This window comes from Paenibacillus sp. FSL P4-0113 (assembly GCF_038009305.1).
GTDB lineage: Bacteria > Bacillota > Bacilli > Paenibacillales > Paenibacillaceae > Paenibacillus > Paenibacillus polymyxa_D.
This window is the reverse complement of the sequence record NZ_JBBPAZ010000001.1, coordinates 1772836-1790888: the sequence shown is the minus strand read 5'-3', so window position 1 is coordinate 1790888 and position 18053 is coordinate 1772836. Positions and strand designations below refer to the sequence as shown.

At 43.4% G+C, this 18053-nt stretch carries 14 protein-coding genes and 2 pseudogenes; 13 read left to right on the top strand and 3 right to left on the bottom strand.

Translation table 11 applies throughout. The features are described 5' to 3' along the window. The first annotated feature begins 23 nt into the window (after window positions 1-23). From MKX46_RS07465 to MKX46_RS07435, 7 genes and pseudogenes are all read left to right on the top strand, one after another. Window positions 24-1481, top strand: a complete 1458-nt coding sequence (locus MKX46_RS07465; RefSeq protein WP_341071058.1) for a glycoside hydrolase family 1 protein — start codon at window positions 24-26, stop codon at window positions 1479-1481. Window positions 1482-1627: 146 nt separating this feature from the next. After that, window positions 1628-1785, top strand: a pseudogene (locus MKX46_RS07460) (methyl-accepting chemotaxis protein); the annotation flags it as partial. 19 nt (window positions 1786-1804) lie between these two features. Further along, entirely contained in the window at window positions 1805-2155 is a 351-nt protein-coding gene (locus MKX46_RS07455; protein ID WP_341039746.1) for a hypothetical protein, read from the top strand. An 86-nt stretch (window positions 2156-2241) separates the two neighbouring features. Further along, window positions 2242-3048, top strand: coding sequence for an alpha/beta fold hydrolase (locus tag MKX46_RS07450; RefSeq protein WP_341071057.1), 807 nt, complete (start codon window positions 2242-2244; stop codon window positions 3046-3048). 24 nt (window positions 3049-3072) lie between these two features. After that, window positions 3073-4056: a sensor domain-containing diguanylate cyclase gene (locus MKX46_RS07445; RefSeq protein WP_318627435.1), complete on the top strand. Its 984-nt coding sequence runs from the start codon at window positions 3073-3075 to the stop codon at window positions 4054-4056. A gap of 42 nt (window positions 4057-4098) precedes the next feature. Continuing rightward, window positions 4099-4494, top strand: a complete 396-nt coding sequence (locus MKX46_RS07440; RefSeq protein ID WP_341071056.1) for a hypothetical protein — start codon at window positions 4099-4101, stop codon at window positions 4492-4494. 129 nt (window positions 4495-4623) lie between these two features. Next, window positions 4624-5586 (top strand): helix-turn-helix domain-containing protein, encoded by a 963-nt coding sequence (locus MKX46_RS07435; RefSeq protein ID WP_340932817.1) that lies wholly within the window; start codon window positions 4624-4626, stop codon window positions 5584-5586. 90 nt (window positions 5587-5676) lie between these two features. Here the strand turns inward: MKX46_RS07435 and MKX46_RS07430 are convergent, their stop codons facing one another. Further along, the gene (locus MKX46_RS07430; protein ID WP_341071055.1) at window positions 5677-7239 is read right to left on the bottom strand and encodes an S-layer homology domain-containing protein; all 1563 of its coding nucleotides are present in this window, start codon (window positions 7237-7239) and stop codon (window positions 5677-5679) included. Between the two features lie 300 nt (window positions 7240-7539). Next, entirely contained in the window at window positions 7540-9300 is a 1761-nt protein-coding gene (locus MKX46_RS07425) for a methyl-accepting chemotaxis protein (RefSeq protein WP_341071054.1), read from the bottom strand. A gap of 358 nt (window positions 9301-9658) precedes the next feature. Between MKX46_RS07425 and MKX46_RS07420 the strand changes: the two genes are divergently transcribed. The 4 genes and pseudogenes from MKX46_RS07420 to MKX46_RS07405 all read left to right on the top strand — a co-directional run bounded on the left by MKX46_RS07420 (window position 9659) and on the right by MKX46_RS07405 (window position 12676). Then, window positions 9659-10861 carry an MFS transporter gene (locus tag MKX46_RS07420; protein ID WP_029515494.1) on the top strand — a complete coding sequence of 401 codons (1203 nt, stop codon included), beginning with the start codon at window positions 9659-9661 and terminating at the stop codon, window positions 10859-10861. 115 nt (window positions 10862-10976) lie between these two features. Further along, window positions 10977-11831: pseudogene (locus MKX46_RS07415) on the top strand (CbrC family protein). 94 nt (window positions 11832-11925) lie between these two features. Next, on the top strand, window positions 11926-12252 hold the full coding sequence (locus MKX46_RS07410) for a hypothetical protein (protein WP_165149765.1): 327 nt from the start codon (window positions 11926-11928) through the stop codon (window positions 12250-12252). Between the two features lie 22 nt (window positions 12253-12274). Beyond that, complete coding sequence (locus MKX46_RS07405; protein WP_069010514.1) at window positions 12275-12676, top strand: hypothetical protein; 402 nt, start codon at window positions 12275-12277, stop codon at window positions 12674-12676. 128 nt (window positions 12677-12804) lie between these two features. Here the strand turns inward: MKX46_RS07405 and MKX46_RS07400 are convergent, their stop codons facing one another. Further along, a complete protein-coding gene (locus MKX46_RS07400) occupies window positions 12805-13809 on the bottom strand; it encodes a hypothetical protein (protein WP_340932806.1) in 1005 nt (334 codons plus the stop codon). Between the two features lie 260 nt (window positions 13810-14069). On the opposite strand from MKX46_RS07400, the gene MKX46_RS07395 reads away from it, so the two are divergent. Together MKX46_RS07395 and MKX46_RS07390 are read left to right on the top strand one after the other, a co-directional pair. Then, window positions 14070-16829 (top strand): family 78 glycoside hydrolase catalytic domain, encoded by a 2760-nt coding sequence (locus MKX46_RS07395; protein WP_341071053.1) that lies wholly within the window; start codon window positions 14070-14072, stop codon window positions 16827-16829. 14 nt (window positions 16830-16843) lie between these two features. Continuing rightward, window positions 16844-18037 (top strand): MFS transporter, encoded by a 1194-nt coding sequence (locus MKX46_RS07390; RefSeq protein WP_029515488.1) that lies wholly within the window; start codon window positions 16844-16846, stop codon window positions 18035-18037. Window positions 18038-18053 lie beyond the last annotated feature (16 nt).

The window sequence follows — 18053 nt, the reverse complement described above, 5'->3', positions numbered from 1 at the left end:
TAATGTTGAGGAGGAATTAAACAATGAAAAATACAACTACATTGGAATTTCCACAAGGATTTTTATGGGGAGGTGCAACGGCTGCCAACCAATTTGAAGGTGGATATAATGAAGAAGGTAAAGGCTTAAGCACTGCTGATGTGATTACGGCTGGAACGCATACGACTTCCCGAAGAATTACACCAATGCTGGAAGAAGGAGTGAACTACCCGAGTCACGAGGCTATTGACTTTTTCCACCGCTATCAAGAGGATATCCGCTTATTTGCAGAGATGGGATTCAAGGTCTTTAGGATGTCCATTGCGTGGTCAAGAATATTTCCTAACGGAGATGATGCAGAGCCGAATGAGCAAGGCTTGCAGTTCTATGATCGTGTATTCGCAGAATTGAAAAAGTACAATATTGAGCCTTTGGTTACAATCTCACATTATGAAGCACCGTTTCATTTGACCCAAAAATATAATGGTTGGTCAGATCGCAGAGTCGTAGATTTTTATGTGAGATATTGTGAAGTGCTTTTTAACAGATACAAAAATGTCGTAAAATACTGGTTAACCTTTAATGAAATCAATATTTTAACCTTGTCATTTGGAGCATTCATGGCTGGAGCTATGATGCCGGAGGGGAATGGAGAGCTAGCCCATGCTACAGTGAAGGATGAGCAGGTTCTGTATCAGGCGTTGCATCATCAATTTATTGCCAGTGCAAAGGCTGTAAAGCTGTGTCATGAAATCAACAAGGACTTTAAAATCGGTTGTATGATTGCTTATATGTGTTCCTACCCACTTACATGTCATCCTGATGATATTCTGCTGGCTCAACAAAAGGATAACTTAAGTAATTTCCTATGCTCAGATGTCCAAGTAAGAGGAGCTTATCCGGGATTTGCCAAACGCTATTTTAGAGATCATAACATTCAGATCACAATGCAAGAAGGAGATGAGGACATCTTAAAAGAAGGCTGCGTAGATTTCTATACTTTCAGCTATTATTCTTCTACTTGTGTCAGTGCCGATCCTAACCAGGAGAAAGTGGGAGGGAATTTATCTATGGGCTTAAAGAATCCTCATTTAAAAGCAAGTGCCTGGGATTGGCAGATCGATCCACAGGGATTGAGATGGTCCCTCAATAATATTTATAACCGATATGAAATCCCGTTAATGGTTGTTGAAAATGGTCTTGGCGCCGTAGATACAGTGGAAGAAGATGGCTCCATTCACGATGATTATCGAATTGATTATCTGAAGCAACACATTGAGCAAATGAAAGAAGCAATTGCTGATGGAGTGGACCTAATAGGGTATACGCCATGGGGATGTATTGATCTGGTCAGTGCGGGAACCGGAGAAATGAAAAAGCGTTATGGATTTATATACGTCGATAAGGATAATGAAGGCAATGGGACACTTGCCAGATCTAGAAAGAAGAGCTTTTATTGGTATAAGAATGTGATCGAAACTAATGGAGAGCAGTTGGATTAGATCTTAATGCCTGTTTCATAAAAGTCATACCATCAGCGCGTGCCAATTTTAATCGGTACGCGCTGCTTCCCTAAATACATGGGATGAAAATGACGAAATAGAGGGTAGGGCTGATATCAAAATTTGAGGAAGTGGATACATATTACCTGCTTGGATTAAATGCTGGATTGAAGCTGCTCGGGTGGGTGACGCAGGAGCAGGTTTTGGGATTGTCGCTACAGAAATCTGCAAAATGTCTACGGGCACCAAGGAAGCAACAGGGCGTATTGAACAATCCTTGCAAGCCGTCAGACAACCAGTGTATAAGAAGGGTGGTTACATGTATGAATTTGAATGAGTTGAATGAACAGAGATACACAGAACTAGAGGATTATTGGGTGCGTGTATTTCTAAATGTAGTACAAGATCAGGATAAGGAGAACTGGGTGATTCCTTATTACAACACATCCTTTTCTAATGGTCAGAAAGTCATGGATATGAACCCCATTTTTTCGGCTAAATCAAAAATAAGTCATAAATCCATCAGAATCATTCAAGAAACGGTTAATGAAGAGGATGACGTTCACTATTGGTTAGATACAAATGGGAAAAACGAATTGGTTATTATTTGTTCCTTATCACAGCAACATGTGCACAAGGTAAAAGGGATCATTGAACGCTGGATTTATGAATGAGAGTCATTATCCATAATCGAAACTTTTCCGATATAATAGGGAAGAGAAGCCATAGAACAGATACTACCTCAGAGAGGTGATTCACAATGACCGTTGATATTCTCCTACGTAATAATATAAAAGTGCTAGGCACAGGTAGCCAGACGATTGTGTTTGCTCACGGCTTTGGATGCGACCAGGATATGTGGCGTTATATCGTCCCTAGCTTTATCGACAACTACCAAATCGTCTTATTTGATTATGTTGGTTCGGGAGATTCTCAAATAAAGTACTATGATTCCCAAAAATACAGTGACTTGAAAGGGTATGCCCAGGATGTGCTGGATATTATGGAAGCGTTAGACTTAAGAAATACCATATTCGTCGGACACTCCGTTAGCAGCATGATCGGAATGCTCGCATCGATCCGCAGCCCTCAATATTTTGAACGCATTGTCATGCTCGGTCCTTCTCCACGCTATGTGAATGACCTGCCTTCTTATTATGGGGGCTTCGATAAGAGTGATATTGATGAATTACTGGATATGATGCAAATGAACTTTATTGGCTGGGCTAGTTACATGGCGCCCATTGCTATGCAGAATCCCGAGCGAGGGGACTTAACCGAAGAATTGGAAAAGGCATTTTGTTCAAGAGATCCTCATATTGCACGGCAATTCGCAGAGGTTACATTTTTTTCAGATTGCCGTGTTGATCTTCAGCATGCTTCGGTTCCTACACTTATACTCCAGTGCTCAGATGATAGTATTGCTCCGATTGAGGTAGGGGACTATTTACACACCCATCTTAGAAATAGCAGACTTCAGCAGATGAGAGCAAAGGGGCATTATCCTCATTTAAGCCAACCAGGAGAAACGAGCGATTTAATCAAAGAATATTTAGCTAGTGTGTAATATCGAAAGAAAGGCAGTCATTTAATGGATATTCAATTAGATAAAGCTCCCTGTGGATACTTTTCAATTTCGGACGCTGGGATCATTCAATCGGTAAACCAAACTTTATTGGACATGCTTCTTTATGAACGCGATCAATTGCTCGGATGGCCGATTGAAATGACAATGTCTGTTACCAACAAGCTATTTTTTCATACTTATTTTTATCCCTATATTCAGTTGTACGGGCATGTCGATGAGATGTACTTTTCGTTTCGGACAAGTGATCGACAGGATGTGCCTGTACTTCTGAACGGGGTTCGTCAGGAACGAAACGGAGAAACGGTTATTGATTGTGTCGTGCTTATGATGCGTAAGCGAATTGAACATGAGAGAGATATCCTGCAGACCAAAACCAAGCTTCAGGAATTATATCAGGCCACGAATGAAGCGAATCAGAAGCTTGAACGGTTGCACGAAGAATATGAAATCAAACAGCAGGAGCTAGTAAGGATCAATCTCCAGCTTGAAACGATGGCATCCACGGACCCGTTAACTGGCCTCAAAAATAGAAGGTATTTCCAAGATCAATTACTAGCTAGCCTCGCGTCCTTTCATGAGAGCGGAATATCTTTTTCGCTGCTTATCATTGATATTGATCGTTTCAAAAGTATTAACGATACTTATGGTCATCCGGTGGGCGATCTGGTGCTTACGAATCTGGCAGAATTACTGCAATCCATGTCACGGGAGATGGATATTGTCGCTCGTTATGGTGGCGAGGAGTTTGTCATTATTCTTCCGGGCAACGATCAAGAGGAAGCCATTCGTACGGCAGAAAAATATCGTTCCATGACGGCCTCAAGGGATTGGGGAGAATACAGCATTACTGTGAGTATTGGCGTGGCAACGGTTACGCAAGCGGATACGGAACAAACAATTGTTCATCAAGCGGATTTAGCTCTGTATGCTTCCAAAAGTGGCGGGAGAAACCGGGTCACGCATGCAGCAAGTCTCGTAAAGAAATAAATGAGGCTTCAATAACCGCATGAAGAGTTGGGGAGGATAAACATGGGGGAAGCGTACAAGCTGGACTGTGATACCTGTGCTTATACTAAGAACATATTTGTGGGGTTTGGTTTATTATATATGAGTTTGGAATCCATTGCTTCGTTTGTACAGGATACTGTCCTTAAACGACGTATTGGGGAATTCATAGGCAACCCTTCGACGAGATATGATGCTTATGACGCGATATATGTATGTCCGGTCTGTCAGGCCATCCGCAATGAACTGTTTATTGAGATGATATCGGACTCATCACAGTATAAAATTTCTTATGCTTGTCCTAGATGCACGAGTGTTATGGAACAGGAACACATTGAAAAGAATGCTTCTCATCATTTAAGCTGCCCAGCATGTGAGAAGGGTAAATTGAAGGCAACGTTTTATATGGATTGGGATTAATAGATTCCCCGAATATCTCCACAGCATACTCCAATAAGCCTGGTCAAACCGGTCAAATTCAGCTAATATTAATGATAACGATTCTCATTTGTGGTATCAGAATGAATGAAAACCTTTGAGGTGACGCTAGTGAATTCAAATTCGTTATCATTAATATATCAGCATTATTTAGAAAAAACTCCGTTTAGAAAACAAAATGAGCATACGTATATGATGTTACCGGAAGCGGGTAACGGAAATATCTACCGAGTTACGACTTACAGCGGAATCGAGATTGTGTATTCGCATATTCAATATCACGAGCCTTATCCAACGAACTTTGCCTCCAGAGGACAAATGATTGAACTTCAATTTGCACTTTCGGGTCAACGTTATGTAAATATAGCTGGTCTGGACTACACGCTCCCGATAGGGCGGGGTGCTCTTATTTTTTTACAGGATTTCAAGGCACGTTTTCATCCTCCGGTTAACGAACAATACCAATCCTTTGCGCTTGGCATTCCTGTTTCGTTGTTTAATTATGCAGCTTCACAGTTGGCGGCTCATCGACAGGTAGCTATTGAATTTAATCAAATTCTGAAGGGTGGTGCATTCCATCACCTTAGTTTTGAACTGGATCACAGAAGTATAGTGATGATTGAACATTTGATCAAAAACTTGAAAAGTGTGTATAGATCTCCTTTATTAATGGAAGCAGCGGCACTAGAGATTTTGAATAGGTTTATGATTCAATTATTTGATTTAACTCCCATGCCCGAAGGCTTATCTAAAGAAGATGTCAGAAAGTTGCATATGGCTCGGCAAATTCTTGAATCCAGCATGATTGACCCTCCTTCACTGATCGCATTATCCAAAAAAGTTGGATTAAACGATTATAAATTAAAAAAAGGATTCAAAGCATGTTTTGGAACGACTGTATTTGAATATTTGCGCCAAATTCGTCTCGATTATGCGATGAAGCTGCTTAGAAGCCAGGAAAGCAATGTAACAGAAGCTGCGATGGCTGTAGGATACAGTAATGTGAGTGCATTTTCAGAGCAATTTTTTCGGGAATACGGAGTGAAACCATCATCTTTGAAGAAAGTATTTTAAAAATTCTGTTTTGACCATTTTAAAAAAATATCAAGGTAACAAAAAGCTGGAACCCTGTATAGATAGGATTCCAGCCTTTTTATTTGGTGCTTATTTCACGAAAGTTTCAATGCCATCTGTATTGATGGTTGAAGTATGGGTACGAGACGCTTCTTCAATATTTTTGAATGCCCAGTAATCTGTTGGTACATCCTTCCATGTAGCCTGAATGGTTCCTTCCAGGGGTCCTCGTTTTAAGATCGTGTTCAAAATGGTAACGGTTTCTACTCGTGTTATATATTTATTGGGTTGGAAGCTGTTATCGTTATAACCAGTAATCCATCCTGCATTAGCTAACGCTACAATGGAATCTCTTGCCCAATGCTTTTCGATATCGGTATAAGGAGACGCTGTGGTTTGCGTTCCTTTAAGCTGCTTCCAAGATGCGAGTATGGCTGCCATTTCTGCACGGGTAATAGGTTGCTCTGGCCGAAATGTTCCATCTGCATATCCATTCATAAGGTGCTGTGTCGTGAGTGCTATAATCGAATCCTTTGCCCAATAAGTGTTAGGTATATCTTTGTATGTCGTTGAGCTTTCTTTTGTTTCCAACTTTATAATCCTAGCCATCATCGCAGCGGTTTCAGCTCGTGTAATCGACTGGTCCGGTCTGAATGTACCATCCTGATAACCCGTTATATATTTTTCATGCGCAACCTCGGATTGCTCTACTGGCATGATTTCCGCAGTCGGTAAAACCGTTGAAGAAGCCGATGGTGATGAAGATGCGGTTGTTTCACTTGAAGAAGATGAATCACTGCTATCCGCGTTATCCTTCTTATCTTTTTTATTGCTACTGCTGCTGTCGTTATTGCTAATATCACCCGTGCCTGCATTTCCATTTACAACCTGTATATAGGCATCAGAGGTGCTCGGCGCGAATCGAGAATCTCCACTGTATATAGCAGTAATCGGGTGACTTCCCACACTTAAGTTGCTTGTAGTGTAGTACGCATTGGCATAGCCATTCGAAATGCCCACTGGCTCCATCGTCAGCGTATCTAATATATTCGTGCCGTCCATAAGGATGACCGTTCCGGTTAAATCGCCCGAAGTTTGTGGGTTTGAGGTTGTCCTCAAGCTAAACCTTACTTCCTGACCTTGATTAGACGGATTCAGCGAACTCAATATTGTAGTTACTGTAGGTCTCAGTGAAGGTGTAGGCGCAGATGCATTTACGACCTGAATGTATGGCTCAGATGTACTGGGGGCAAATCGAGCATCCCCACTATATATAGCAGTAATTGGGTGACTTCCCACACTTAAATCGCTTGTGGTGTAGGTCGCAGTGGCATATCCATTCGCAATGCCATTTGGTCTCATCGTCAGCGTATCTAATATATCCGTACCGTCCATAAGGATAACCGAGCCGGTTAAATCTTTCGTAATTTGTGGGGTTGAGATGGTTTTGATGCTAAACGTTACGGATTGACCTTGTTTAGAAGGATTTGTCCAACTCGTTACCGTGGTTTCAGTAGCATACACCGCATCCGTTACACTAGGTGCTGGTGAGGAGGTTGCATACACAGTACTCTCGGAAAAACTCCATGTCCAGGTTCCAAATAAGACGATAACAGCAAGATAAGATAAACAAAAAGACTTGATTTTACTCATAAATTTCCTCCATAAAATTCCGGTGTCACGATGAACTGACTAAATCCTCCATGATGACTAACCTACTAATATAATTTTCTTTCTTACATTACTGATTTACTATACTAAATGCCTCTGAACCAATTCTGAACCAAATCGACAAAACCGTGTCCAATTCCCATCGCTAAAAGGGAATCGCGATTTGCGAGCCTTTTCAGTAATTTCTCAGAGCAAATGCAAAAAGGGTCAACCCAAAAGAACGGGTTGACCTCATAATATGAAGAACAGTTTAGCGCGATGTTTTGGAAAGACTTATTTCCGTTAGTATTTAAATTTGACCGTTAGATCTTGTAACTTTTGTGACATATCCGACAAGGTCGTGGCCAGGCTGGTGATCTGCTGCATCGAAGCCAGCTGCTCTTCTGCAGACGCTGCAATATTCTGCGAGTTGTCCGCTGCTTGGAGTGCCAGACTTGATACGTTCTCTCCGCTTGCCGAAATCTCCTGGACACTTGCGGTTATTTGCTCCGTGATGCTCGCGAGCTCTTCCGTTTGCTGTGCGATATGATTGGTGGACGCCACAATTTTATTAAACTGCTGCTCCGTCTCATTGGCAATTTTAATGCCGGAGTCTACATCCTGTTTTACGCGTTCCATGGTCTTAAGCGAATGCTCCATATCTTTGCGCATATTCTGAATCAACCCGGAAATTTGCCCGGAAGACTGGTTCGATTGTTCGGCCAGCTTTCTCACCTCTGCAGCAACTACGGAGAAACCGCGGCCTTCCTCGCCTGCACGAGCAGCCTCAATCGAAGCATTTAAGGCAAGCAGGTTGGTCTGCTGTGCGATATCCGTAATGGCATGTAGCATCGTGTCGATCTGTTGAGTGCGTTCATCCAACATTCTCATAACCGCATCGGTTTCATTGACGGAATGGTTAATCAAGTCCATTTGCTTCACCGTATGTTGTACAGCAGTACCGCCAAGGCTCGCCATTTCCATCGCGTCTGCAGACGATTCAGCAATAGTCAAGGAGCTATCCGTGATCCGCTGCATGCCTATTGAAATTTCTTCAAGCGAGCTGGTTGTCTTCTGGAGCATCAGTTGCTGCTCCTTCGCACCGGCCGCCGATTCTTGAATCGCGATGGTGATATGCTCGGTTGCCTGCCCAGTATGCTCTGCACCAAGGGTTAATTCTTTCGAGGAAGCAGCGACCTGCTTTGTGGACAGGTTTACCTCACCGATCAGAAATCTAATATTTTTAATCATATGATTGAAGTCCTGTGCAAGCTCGCCGATCTCATCCTTTGAATGAATTTTGACTTCTTCGACTGTTAAATCACCGTCTGCAACTGCGTTAAGCCGCTTTGCAATCATGATAATAGGCTTCGTAAAACGTCCCGAAACAAAGCTTACGATAATTGCTCCCAGAATAACCGCAGAAGTCGTAATAATCAGGACAATATAAAGGACTTTGGTCGCCCCGCTGTTAAATTCGTTAAAATATGCTCCAGAACCGATGATCCATCCCCAATAAGGATCCCTTTCAACATAAGAAATTTTCGTCTCCACTTGATCTGTGCCAGGTAAAGCCCATTTATAAGTGACGAATCCCCCGCCGTTTGTACCGACTTCTACAAACTCTTTTCCCACATGCACACCGTCTTCCGATACGGCATTTATTAAACCCTGGCCTTCATTTGAAGGGTTCATCACTGCAACGGCATCTTGATTGACTGCCCACGGATAACCTGTTTTACCTACAGTATATTTAATCTTTACCGGTCTTTTGTTATTAGCATCTTTTACACCGAGTAGCTCGATACGAAGTTTTTCCTGTGCTTCCTCCAATGTTAAATTACCGGCTTCGACTTGCCCATTGAGGAAACTAATCATACCAATTACCATTTGCACACTATTTTTAAGTGCCACTTTGCCTGATTCATTCATTTCATTCTTGGAAACAAAATAAGAACTGATTCCAATCACGAATGTGGGTACAATTAAAATAATTAAGCACATGATGGTTAACTTCGTTCTTAATGATCTCACCTTCATGATGGATCCTATCTTTGTTTTCACTGTATTTCCCCCTGACATCGATATACAGACTCAACCCACAACTGCGCTAGTTACTAAAGGTAAAAAGACTGTACATCATATATCGTAATAACATGCCAGGAAATGAAGCCCTTCCATCCAGTCAGCGATGAAGAGACCGATGTAGTTCATTTCACAACGAAAGAGCGACTCTATAATTAACGACGCCCATTGGGCCATAGAATGCAGGCCATTTTTTACTGTCTGAAGACTGGCTGCTGTTTTATACGCAAAATTAAATCCGTTTAACCGCAAATTTATCCGTCTATAGGCAGTAGCGTTTTGGTATGCTCCGTATACTTCTGCATAGAGAGAATCTTTAACAGAGGAGTGTGCGAGGATGAATAGAATAAAAGGGAGCATCTTTTTCAGTGTATTTGTGGCTATGCTAGGGCTCATGCTCATTGCTCCAATTATGCCGCCCCTTATTCGTGAATTAGGCTTAAGAGAAAGCCATTCCGGATTAATTATATCGCTTGGTTCTATAACGATGGCCTTAATGGCTCCAGTATGGGGAAATCTAAGTGATGCAAAGGGACGCAAGCCGGTGATTCTGCTTGGTTTCATAGGGATGTGTGTAAGCTGCCTGTTGTTTACACTTACTCTTTTTGCAGGATTAAATGGTTGGCTCAGTGGGGGGCTGCTGTTAGTCCTGCTGATTGTTACACGCGGCTTAATTGGTGGCTTTATCCCGGCGGTGTTGTCATCGTCCCAAGCTTATATGGGAGATGTAACGGAAGGAGAAGAGCGTGGAAGTGGTATGGCTATTATTAGTGCGGCGAATGGGCTTGGGCTGGTATTTGGTCCCGCGATTGCAGGTGCCTTTACTTTAATAGGGCTGTTATGGCCCTTATATTTTGGAATTGTCATTGCCGCTGTTGCATTCGTGGTGTCTCTGCTGGCGATTCCGGCGGCCCAGCCCGTTATTCAGCAAAAACCCGCTCGAATTAACCCCCTCCAGCCAGGTCTAAGAATGTATTTGTTTGCAGGCTTGGTTACGATGATAAGTATTGTGACTATTCAGGTTATAGGTGGTTTTTATTTTCAAGATCAGTTAGGTCTTACATCCGAAGAAACAGCAAGAGTCGTGTCCTTTGGACTTATGTTCTCCGGGGCAGCGATGCTGATTGTGCAGATCATCCAGATGAAATGGCTTAAATGGCAGCCTAAGCCGATGATTTTACTTGGTTCTCTATTCCTGATTGCTGGAATGGCATTATTTCTGATTTCAGCCAGCTTGGTCGTTTACTATGCAGCGTTCTTTATGTTTGGCATAGGCACAGGCTTACTGATGCCCGGTTTTATGGCAGGTGCTTCGCTTTCAGTCAGTCAAGAGCAGCAAGGGGGAGCAGCGGGGCTGGTAGCTGCGGTACAGGGAATTTCCGCGATCATTGCTCCTATTTTGACGACCACCTTGTATCGAGTGGACAAATATATTCCCTTTACGCTTATAGCAGTCTTGGTAGCTGTTATGGCTGTTATTATGTGGGTAGTGAGAAAAAGAAACGGGAATAGTGAGCCTGTTCCTCATAAGGCAAAATAAATAAAAGATTGGTTAGATGAATCCATAGGCTTCCGGGGTATACTCACCGGAAGCCTATATCTATTATAATAAGTTATAAGAAATTTCAGGAAAATCAGAAGGAAGTGGGGGGCTTATGGAAATCCAGCAAAAATGGGTGGCACTAAACAAAAGATATAGTTTGTACGCACCCAGTCCCGAGGCTGTACAAGCCATGTACCAATTGAAGGAAGAGCTTGAGGGCTTAGAAAGCGAGCAGGCTGCCAGAATTTTGACAGAGTTGTATCTTCACCTGCATCAATACGAAGAGGCGCTAGAGGTTTTTATGTCCGTCATGAACCGGAAAAATAAAGCAGATTTGAAGAAACAGTGGAGTATTCAAGAGATGATTAATAGCCCGATTCGACTGCCGGTGATTAAGCCTTTAATCAAAGTAGCCAAGCGCAAGAAAACTTCCGATCTCCCTGTGTTTACTTATCATCAAGACCCTGTACGCACTCAGATCCTTAAATCAGGCTTTTTGAAAACGTGTTCCTGTTGTGGACGGCAGACCGATATCTGGTACGCGGGTCCCTTTTATACAGCATTATCTTATGAGGCGATCTGTCCTTGGTGTATTGCGAATGGTAGCGCTGCGAGCATGCTACAGGGAACATTTCATGACCCTGCTTGCTGTGCACAATTGGAGGAACCAAAGCTGGATGAGCTACTGCATCGGACTCCCGGTTATGAGGCATGGCAGACCGCCGCGTGGCTGGATCACTGTGATGACTACTGTGTTTTTATAGATTTTGTGGGCTGGTAGGAGCTTGTCAGTAGAGGGATAGAAAATGATGTCAACCTGATGTTTATGCCTATTCTGGCTTTGTATAATGAAGAAGAGGCTAAGAGTCGAATACGGGAAAGCATGAAACGTGACGGATCGTTCCGGGGTTATTTATTTCAGTGCAGGCATTGTAAGGAATACCTCTTATATGCGGACTATGACTGAATCCAAGTGAATTTCCTGAGGTGAATGAGAAGGTGAAACCCAATTTAGGGGTAGTTCTAATTAAGGAGGAGTTCATAAAATTGGAGGAATGCAGATGGGGTGGGAGTATGGAATTAAGGTCGCAGATGTTAAGGATATTAAAGCACTAATGGAACGCTTAGCTGAAGCATTGCCTAGGATTGAGGGATATCGGATGCAAAGGGATGAGGATGGTTTTGTTCTGCTTCAGAATAATTCTGATTGGCCTGAAGCGCTTCAGATTTCAGTGGAAGAGGCAAGAAATATTGAAGGGTTAGAAGATGATGAACCTTATATCTATTGTCTATTTCATATTGGCGGCGGAGATGCGATAAGGTTGAGGGAAGGAATGTGTAGGGCACTGGAAGAAGAGAAATGCGCTGCGGATTGGTTCGAGTTGTAGCCGAAGAGAGGAGTAAGAGAGAGTGACTAAGAAAGGAAAAACAGAGATTCAGACACTAATCTATCGCTATAGTGGTCCAAGAGCCAATATTGGATATACTTTTGAACCGCTGCGCTATGGGGATACAGATGAGCCAAAGCTGGAGGAGATGATCTTCATCTACGCAGATGACTTTGATATCGTGCTGTCTGTGTTAAAGTCCATATATCCACTTGTCGATCCTGACACGGGGGAAAGGTATGAGGCTTTTGATGCCTGCTGGGATAATCCGATTCAGGCGTCGGTATGGCATGAAATATTAACAGAATTGGATGCTTGGCCTGCCAAGGAGCCAGAATTACGCATATTTATCGATTCCTTTACAGCATGGGTCAGAGCGCATTTGAAGCAAGCAGATGGTATTATCGTGACCGGAAATCTGTAGAGGAAGGCAATGCACTGCAATCCGTATTTTCGCTGCCCCTCGCTTCGAGGGGCAACTGGAAAGCGAGCTGCTGGGTCAAATGCCTCGTTCTTTACATTGCATGCGACAGGCTCCTTATGGCAACTGGATTATTGACGTTGCTTCCGAATCCGGAGTAACTTTTGCTCCAATTTGGTATCACCCATAAATTTGCTGACAGATACAGCAAGCTGATATTGAATGGTCCCCATATTGTTAGCGGCAGGTTGAAGAACCCCTTTTATCGTTTGCCATAACGAAGTAGCCTGTCGGCTTTTTGCTCCAAAATGCATGATGATGTGGATACAGGCTGTAATTATATTGCGGCCAAGTCCGTACAGGAACCATTCTTTTTCCTTAGTAATAAGCGGAATGATGGTTGCCATCGTTTCCCAAGCTTCATCCCATCGTCCTGTTTCAATGAGCTTTTCTGCCAAGCTGGATGCAGTAGAACAGTAGTTACTAGAATTTTCTTCTATTTTCTCCATTTCAGCCAGCTTTTTGAGGGCTTCAATTTCACCTTCTGGATGGTTGCGCCATCTCTCATGATAAACGAGTGTCCGCAAATTTTCTTTGTCCCAATCCGTCTGCTCTCTGATCCACAAATCAATAAATAATGATAGGTATACATCTTCCCCGAGTTCACTCGCGATATTGATGCAATCTTCAAGATCAGCTGTATCTTTGCTGAATAAATATGTTTCCAAAATCAACGCAGGGTCAAACCCGGCATATGTATCAAAATTGGCCTTCTTGGCCTGCTGGAACAAAACTTGGTCCTGCTCACGCTCATATTTTTGCAGTAAAAAAACGGCGTAGTATAGAGCATCGCCAATCCCCTGAAAACTGTTCGTTTCCCTATCTATAATCTCATTAACGAGCAGCCTTCTCACAATCGGTTCGTAATGCGGGGAATCTCGATCCTCACGATTATACATAGCCAAAAGCACCTTCAAGCGATTGGTATAATTGGCATCACTTTTTCCATATTCCTCACTGTGTTGCTCCAAATAGTCAACCTTCGAAAAATCGGCGTGATCACTTATTAGAATCTGCAGCATTTCATCATAGGGTGCGATCATCTGATCCAGCAGCTTTCTGTAGTTCGTTTCCATTACTGTAATTCTCCTTTCACTGATCGGCTTAATACTACAATCCATATGTACAAAAAACAAGAGTTTTCCTTTTGAGTACTGTGCTGTCACACGTACATATTTTTCTAATAGACCCATTTTAAGATTCGATATGAGGGATGGACATTCAACACCTGTAAATCAAGCATACAACATGCAGGGATACAACATTGCGCACAACTAATGGAAGCGTTTTAATTTGAGTATAGAAACACAAAAGAAGATCTCAGGGAGGACATAAGATGCTAAAAGTGAAAGCGCTTAGATGTGAACATGTAAACAATCCGATTGGACTGGGTTGTCTAAAGCCTCGATTAAGTTGGCAAATTGAATCTGACAACATATACGTTTTCCAAAAACGCTTCCAATTGCAGGTAGCCATAAATCCCGCTTTTGAACCACTGCTCTGGAATCATTTTTCCTATTCGGAACAATCCATTTTGTTTCCCTATGAAGGTCCTCCACTCGAATCAGGACAAAGATATTATTACCGGGTAAAAGTATGGGCTCAGGGAGCGGGTGACACCGAACCCGAGGAATCGGAATGGAGTGAGATTGGCTTTTGGGAAATGGGGCTGCTCCATGAGCAGGACTGGAAGGCACAATGGATTACAGTGCAGGAGCGAAGCATCCATGAAAAGTTTCAGACAAGAGCCCCTTTTGCTGCTTCCAAGTGTTTTTCAGTTGAGGGAAAAGTGAAAAAAGCAGTCATTTATGCCACAAGCCTTGGTCTGTATGAGCTGGAGCTCAATGGACAAAGAGTAGGCGATGCCTACTTTACCCCGGGATGGACAGATTATAACGATCGTGTTCAGGTGCAAGCCTATGATGTGACTTCTACCGTTCGAGAACAACATAACCGCATCACAGCCACGGTGGGAGAAGGCTGGTACAGCGGCTATCTAGGCTGGCAAAAGCGCAAGGATACCTACGGGAACACGAATGCTTTACTATTTCAAATGAAGATTAGCTATGAAGATGGCCGTTCAGAACTCATTTGCTCTGATTCTTCCTGGGAGGAAACGAGCTGTGCCATTTTGATGTCAGATATTTATAACGGCGAAATCTATGATGCTCGACTGGAGCAGCAGGCAGCCGAACATCGCTTCTTGAACGAACGGAAAATGATGCAGGTCGCCCCGTTTCCGTTAAGTCATCTGGTTGCTCAGGAGAACGAGCCTGTCCGTGTAATGAACCGATTAAAGCCTGTTGAACTGATTTGGACTCCTAAAGGCGAACTAGTACTTAACTTGGGTCAAAATATGGTAGGCTGGCTGGAATTTAAAGTGGAAGCCCCCGAAGGTACGGTTCTGAATCTGGTTCATGGTGAAGTACTGGATCAGCAAGGGAACTTTTACCGAGATAATATTCGTGATGCAGCGCAGCAGATTACGTACATTTGCAGCGGCAAGGGGACGGAGAGATTTAGGCCGCATTTCACTTTTCAAGGCTTCCAGTATGTGAAGCTTGAGGGCTTTCCGGCTGGCGTAGCCATTGAAGATTTTACAGGCGTTGTTTTGCATTCAGACATGGCGACAATTGGCTTGTTCGAGACATCCGATCCAAAGCTGAACCAACTCCAGCACAATATTGTATGGGGACAAAAAGGGAACTTCCTGGATGTGCCGACCGATTGCCCGCAGCGTGATGAGCGATTAGGCTGGACCGGCGATGCACAGATTTTTTCCAGAACGGCCAGCTTCAATATGAATAGTGCTTCCTTCTTTCGAAAGTGGCTGAAAGATTTGGCTTACAACCAGCTGGAGAATGGGGCTGTGCCTTTTGTCGTGCCGGATGTCCTCAAAGGAACCTTTGCAGACAATATGGACCAAACGACAGCCGTATGGGGAGATGCAGCAGTTATATGTCCGTGGACGATCTATCAATGTTATGGGGATAAGCAAATTCTAGCTCAGCAGTATGACAGTATGAAAGCATGGGTCGATTATATTCGTGCCCAGGGGACCGAGGAACATTTGTGGGATACTGGTTTGCAGCTGGGAGACTGGCTGGCGCTGGATAGCGAGGAAGGAAGCTATTTTGGAGCGACCGATGGAACGTTGGTAGCGACTGCATACTTTGCGTATTCGACTCATATCTTGGCGCAGACCGCCAAACTGCTGAATCGCTATACCGATTACAACACTTATCAAAGCTTGCATGAGGGGATTAGAAGCGCTTTTGCGAACCGTTATTTTGATGACGCTGGCAAACTGACTTCTAATACCCAGACTGCACAGGTTGTGGCTTTGCACTTCGGATTGGTACCAGAAAAATATAAAAAGCAAGTGGTTCAGGAGCTCGTACGGCTGATAGAAAAAAATGATATGCATTTGGATACTGGCTTTGTAGGCACACCCTATCTATGCCTGGTTTTATCCGACAATGGCTATACAGATATAGCTTATAAAATTTTATTTCAGAAAGATTATCCTTCTTGGCTCTATCAGGTTGAACGGGGAGCAACGACCATGTGGGAGCATTGGGACAGTATCAAAGTGGACGGCTCGTTCTGGAGCACCGATATGAACTCGTTCAATCACTATTCGTACGGTTCAGTTGGAGACTTTATGTACCAAAATATTGCCGGAATCGATGTGCTTGAAGCGGGCTACAAAAAGTCACGGTTAGCACCCAAACCGCCTGTTAATCTTACTTCGGCCCATGGCAAGCTGGAGACACCTTATGGTGAGGTTGCTGTCCATTGGGAAATCGTGAATGAAGAAATGCGGATGACGGTTCACGTACCATATAATACGACAGCTGAGATTACGCTTCCGGGCGTTCTAGAGCCAGATGCATTACAACAGACCATTACTAAGCAATACCCGTCGATTCAGTATCCGCCTGGTAATGTGCCACAAGAGCTGGCCGGGAAATCAGGTTCTCCCGGAGAACCTGATTTCCAACTGAGTGGAGATCATGAATTGACGTTTACCGTCGGATCTGGACAGTATACGTTCCAGTACAAATACAACCAGAGGCTAAATAACATAGACTAGAGGTGAGAAGCTTGATGAATATTAAAAACAAAATATGGTTTAAAACAGCATTGTTGTCCATTTCCTTAGTCCTGACATCAGCGAGTGCTATTTCAGCTATCATCCCGATGATGCTGAACCAATTACCGGGAGTCTCCAGTTCACTGATTGAAAGCATAGTTACAATCCCATCTTTCTCGATGATGCTGTTTGTGCTGTTGAGTGGCCCGATCTCTTCCCGCTTGGGTAAAAAAAATACAGTCCTGCTAGGACTTTTGCTCGTGGTCATCGGCGGAATACTTCCTATGCTCACTACGAACATTACATGGATTCTCGCGTTGCGTTTGGTGCTAGGTGCAGGTCTGGGGATGTTCAATTCGCTGGCTGTCAGTTTAATTAGTGATTTTTTTGAAGGGGACGAACGTGCTCAATTGGTAGGTTTTCAAAGCGCTGTACAAGGGCTCGGAAGCAGCTTGGCTACCTTTGTGGCAGGACAGCTTGCCCTAATCGACTGGCCGTTTGCTTTTTTGTGCTATGCGATCACGATTCCTATCGCACTGTTGTTCTTTTTTATCATTCCTGAACCAGAGCGTGAGGAGCCTACAGTGAGCACGACAGGAACGGGCCAAAAGAGTGGGGGAATGTCCCTACCTGTACTTGGATTAGGGGCTGCACTTTTCCTGTTTATGACCTTTATCATGATTGTGTATACCAAAACAGGTATTATGATTGCTGAAAAGAGTATGCCTAACGCAGGGTTTTTAGGGACCGCTTTGACGCTGTTCTCCTTGTCAACTATGATTGCAGGCTTCTTGTTCGGTAGAATATATAAATGGTTCAGAAATTACGCACCTTTTATCTCCAGTTTATTAACAGCGACAGGTTTTGTCCTGCTGTGGTTTGCTCAGAATGTGACCATGGTTACGGTTGCCATGCTGATCATTGGCTTTAGCTTTGCGCTGTTTATTCCTTATATTTTTACGATACTAACTAAAATCGTACCTAAAGGCAGTGAGACGATATCTATTTCGATTGCAATGGTAGGCTCCAATTTGGGAGCGTTTGCTTCGCCTTATGTTATCAAGTTAGTTGGGGTGTTGTCTGGGAATGAAACTGCCTCATTTTCCTTTCTCGTCTCTGCGATTGTATTTATGATTGCTGCGCTCCTCTGTCTGGGAATCGCTATTAGAGGAAAGGGAAGCAAAACACAGACGGCAGTTCACAGTTAATGGGAGTCTGAAGGAG

Excerpts from the sequence above, each read along its gene's own strand:
- MKX46_RS07465 (WP_341071058.1), top strand. The coding sequence starts at position 24 with ATGAAAAATACAACTACATTGGAATTTCCACAAGGATTTTTATGGGGA.
- MKX46_RS07455 (WP_341039746.1), top strand. The coding sequence starts at position 1,805 with ATGAATTTGAATGAGTTGAATGAACAGAGATACACAGAACTAGAGGAT.
- MKX46_RS07450 (WP_341071057.1), top strand. The coding sequence starts at position 2,242 with ATGACCGTTGATATTCTCCTACGTAATAATATAAAAGTGCTAGGCACA.
- MKX46_RS07445 (WP_318627435.1), top strand. The coding sequence starts at position 3,073 with ATGGATATTCAATTAGATAAAGCTCCCTGTGGATACTTTTCAATTTCG.
- MKX46_RS07440 (WP_341071056.1), top strand. The coding sequence starts at position 4,099 with ATGGGGGAAGCGTACAAGCTGGACTGTGATACCTGTGCTTATACTAAG.
- MKX46_RS07430 (WP_341071055.1), bottom strand. The coding sequence starts at position 7,239 with ATGAGTAAAATCAAGTCTTTTTGTTTATCTTATCTTGCTGTTATCGTC.
- MKX46_RS07420 (WP_029515494.1), top strand. The coding sequence starts at position 9,659 with ATGAATAGAATAAAAGGGAGCATCTTTTTCAGTGTATTTGTGGCTATG.
- MKX46_RS07410 (WP_165149765.1), top strand. The coding sequence starts at position 11,926 with ATGGGGTGGGAGTATGGAATTAAGGTCGCAGATGTTAAGGATATTAAA.
- MKX46_RS07400 (WP_340932806.1), bottom strand. The coding sequence starts at position 13,809 with ATGGAAACGAACTACAGAAAGCTGCTGGATCAGATGATCGCACCCTAT.
- MKX46_RS07395 (WP_341071053.1), top strand. The coding sequence starts at position 14,070 with ATGCTAAAAGTGAAAGCGCTTAGATGTGAACATGTAAACAATCCGATT.
- MKX46_RS07390 (WP_029515488.1), top strand. The coding sequence starts at position 16,844 with ATGAATATTAAAAACAAAATATGGTTTAAAACAGCATTGTTGTCCATT.